The organism is Candidatus Proelusimicrobium excrementi, assembly GCF_937881865.1.
Lineage (GTDB): Bacteria > Elusimicrobiota > Elusimicrobia > Elusimicrobiales > Elusimicrobiaceae > Proelusimicrobium > Proelusimicrobium excrementi.
In genome coordinates this window covers 1-3,714 of the sequence record NZ_CALGEO010000120.1, presented here as the reverse complement: position 1 = coordinate 3,714, position 3,714 = coordinate 1, and the positions used below count along the sequence as shown (strand labels likewise).

Genomic DNA, 3,714 nt, shown 5'->3' with positions numbered 1-3,714 from the left:
AGAAACTTGTAGCAGCAATTATTATTGGTCAAGTGCAAAATGCGCGTGCGTTGCCTGCGGCATTCCGCCGAATAACGGCGCGCCGTTTCAATATAACAGTACGACGAGCCCTACCGCCGAGCAGTATAAAGCAAATGCGCTGATGTGCCAGTTTAAAGTGCTTTGCCTTGACGAAAGCGGCTGGCGCACGGACCCGGGGACGGGTTTAGATCTTTGCGTGTGCAAGAGCGGCTATACTTGGGATCGGTCTTCACAAACTTGTAAGAAGAACGCTTCAACATCAAAGCCAGTCTGTTCTACCAATGTCAGCAGAACTGTTGCGGGCTCTTCGCAAGCAGAGGCGATAAGCTTATGTAAGAGCGGTCCTTATGCTACTGAAAGAACCGGCAGGCTCGGAGCGGGACAGACCGAAGGCGGAATGCCTACTTGCCCCGGCAGTAAAGGTACGTTCACTCTTAGTTGCTCGGCGGAATTGAATTCTAACAACAAGTGGCAGTATGTTTACAACTCGACTGTTTGCCTCTGCCAAACGAACTAAAAATATTTGAGGTATATTTCCCCGCCGGGCTTTAACCCGGCGGGATTTTGTTTTAATAATCTTGTAAAATTAATATATGGAAAAACTCGGCGGATCTACACTGTTTTATTGTAACAAGAGCAGATATATCTTTGGCCTTGCGCTTTGTTTGGCCTGCTCGGCCTTTGCCGTTTACGTAATAATAAAAATGACGGAATTTAAATGGCTTGCTTTGGCCGCCTTATTGTTTTTCCTCTATAAAAGCGGCGTTAACGTATATGAACTGTTTTTCAACAAAAAACCGCTTGTGGAACTTAAAGAAAAGGAAATCCTTATAGACGGCTGCCCGCCGCTTTCATTTAAAGCAATAGAAGCCGTCGGCCAAAAGCGCGTCAATATCGGGGCTTCAAATCAACTGTATGTCTGCCTGAAAACAGATGAGAGTAAATTCAATCTCACCGATTTGCAAAAGGAAAATATTTCCCTCGGCCTTACGGCTTTTTGCTTCCGTCCGGCGGCATTATCGCGTAAGGATGCCGACTTCCTTATAAAATCAATTCTTTCGAAAACAAAATCAAACTGAAATCGCTTTATTTGCCTTTTCCTTTAAGAAGTATAGCTTCCTATTGGGCGGATATAGGACCAAAGTCCTAAAGCATCATAGGAACAAAGACTCTTTCAATAAATTACTGCGGTTGTTTAAAATATAAATAGAAATCTCACATATGGTCAAAAGGAGGCTGTATGCTGTTAAAAAAAGCAGTATCTGTAACGCTTTGTTTGGTGTTGCTTTTCTCTTCTATTCCGCTTAGCGCGCAATCAGCTAGGGGCACAAAACCCAATTGGAATGCTTGGAACGGAGGAAGCGTCGGTTGGTCTGTCAGCGAATTTTGGAAGAAACAAATGGATTTGGAAAGGGCCCGCATAGAGGCCAGGCATAAAGAGTTGGACAGAACAAAAGGCGTATTGTTTTATACCCGTGATGAATATGGAAGGGAAAACCTCCCCATGAATTACTATGACGGCCTGAGCGAAGCCGACGCAATGTATCTGTGGGAAAAACATAATCCTAAAAAGATAGCTTTTGGAAACCCTCAATTTTATAAAGACGTTTATATTACCCCGGCATGGAAGAAGTATACTGACGCCATATCATCCGGTCAAGATAAAAATGGAAATCAAGTGCGTGAGCCCGGTTATAGAAGAAGCGAATATTACAGAAAATATCGCACTCCTTACGCTTTTCAGGAAGCTATGAAAGCCGAAAGCCGGGTTATATCTTCTTTATTGAAGGAAAATCCGCGCTATCAAAGTGAGCTTCGCAAAGCCAGAATAAACGAAAATGTTAAAAGCGCTGCCGCGGGTGTTTTAATCGGCTTATTACTTGTGGCTTCCGTATATACTTGCGGTGCCTCCGGCTGTTTGACTCCGGCGGTTGCTTCTTGGTTCGGAGTATCGGCGGCGGGCGGAACTTTGGCTGCGGCAAGCACCGTAAGCGTAACAAAAATGATAACAGCCGTAGTCCTGCTTGAAATCGCGTCCGATTTGGTATTTGACTTGTTTATTAATTTGTATGACGACCTTACTTCGCGTCTTATAAGGTATGCGTATTTGTCAAATAATGAATTTGCCCAATCTCTTGTTGAAACGGCAAAAATAGGCAAAGGCTTGGCAAACAGCACATCTTTGGATACAGGTAAAAAAGTAACACCTGGTACAGCTTGGAATTCCGAAAACGAAAGAATACAAGCCATTGTTCGACTGCATGCCCTTGTTGTAATAAAAAACGAACTTAAATACAGCAGGGATAAAGAAAAATACGATAGGGCCCTTTTGGATATTGCCACTATTTTAGGAGGAGAAGGCGGAAAATATTCCGGAAGACTTATGTGGCGCGACAATCCCGAGTTTAACAAAGCGCTAAAAGCCATACAGGATTTACCGGAATCTAAACCTGCCGGCCACGGCAGCAGAAACATCTGGCATCACCCGTTTGAAGGCGCCGGCGGCATGATTTGGCCTCATAAATAAAGGTTTTACCGAAATAATATAGATAACTCCCCGGGCGTTAATCCCGGGGAGTTGTTTTTGTCGGCTCTTACTTAAAAGAAGTTAAAGGCTTTCTATTTCTTTTTTAAGATATTTGCCCGTATAGGACTGAGGGCAGGCTATAATATCCCGCACCGAACCCTGCGCCACTATTTGGCCGCCTTTGTCGCCGCCTTCGGGTCCAAGGTCGATAATGTAATCGGCCGTTTTTATTATGTCAAGATTATGCTCGATTACTATCATGGTATTGCCTTGCTCGCTTAAGCGGTGCATAACTTTCAGCAGTTTGTCTATATCCGCAAAATGCAGGCCCGTAGTAGGTTCGTCAAGAATATAAAGCGTATTGCCCGTGTCGCGGCGGGAAAGTTCGTCGGCAAGCTTAACCCTTTGCGCCTCCCCGCCGGAAAGCGTCGTGGAACTTTGCCCCAGTTTTATATAACCAAGGCCAACGTCCTGCAAAGTCTTAAGAATATTTTTGATTTTTGGCATGGAATCAAAAAAGTCCACGGCTTCGTCGACGCTCATATCCAGCACTTCGGCAATGTTTTTGCCTTTGAATTTTACCTGCAAAGTATCTTCGTTGAAACGTTTGCCTCCGCAGGCTTCGCATTTAACGTAAATATCGGGCAGGAATTGCATTTGTATTTTTAAAATGCCGTCGCCCTGGCATTCTTCGCAGCGTCCGCCTTTGACGTTGAAGGAAAATCTCCCAGGTTTATAACCGCGCCTTTTAGCTTCCGGCATTTGGGCGAAAAGTTCCCTTATGTGCGTATACGCGCCGGTGTAGGTGGCCGGGTTGGAACGCGGAGTTTTGCCTATCGGGCTTTGGTCCACTATGATTACTTTGTTTATGTGTTCCAAACCTTTTATGCCGTCGTGCAGGCCGGGTTCTTCTTTGGCTCCGTAGAATTTTTTGGCCAAAGCGCGGTATAAAATATTATGAATTAAAGTTGATTTTCCCGAACCCGAAACGCCCGTTATTGCCACAAAAAGGCCCAAAGGTATTTTTACGTCTATGTTCTTAAACGCGCGCAACACCAGGAGGTCGACATGGAGCAGACAAAAGAATTGTTGGACAACTTGAGAGCAGGAAAGACGGATATCCAGATGGTTGGGTTGGATCCAGAAGAGTATCCGGTACTGCCTAA

The 3,714-nt window shown here is 44.8% G+C and carries 2 protein-coding genes and 1 pseudogene; 2 read left to right on the top strand and 1 reads right to left on the bottom strand.

Translation table 11 applies throughout. From position 1 onward, the window contains the following. The first annotated feature begins 614 nt into the window (after positions 1–614). Both ACQY26_RS05710 and ACQY26_RS05705 read left to right on the top strand, forming a co-directional pair. Positions 615–1,100 carry a hypothetical protein gene (locus ACQY26_RS05710; protein WP_428048184.1) on the top strand — a complete coding sequence of 162 codons (486 nt, stop codon included), beginning with the start codon at positions 615–617 and terminating at the stop codon, positions 1,098–1,100. A gap of 161 nt (positions 1,101–1,261) precedes the next feature. Next, positions 1,262–2,548 carry a hypothetical protein gene (locus ACQY26_RS05705; protein ID WP_428048183.1) on the top strand — a complete coding sequence of 429 codons (1,287 nt, stop codon included), beginning with the start codon at positions 1,262–1,264 and terminating at the stop codon, positions 2,546–2,548. A gap of 81 nt (positions 2,549–2,629) precedes the next feature. On the opposite strand, the pseudogene ACQY26_RS05700 reads toward ACQY26_RS05705, so the two are convergent. Then, a pseudogene (locus ACQY26_RS05700) lies at positions 2,630–3,589 on the bottom strand (ATP-binding cassette domain-containing protein); the annotation flags it as partial. Positions 3,590–3,714 lie beyond the last annotated feature (125 nt).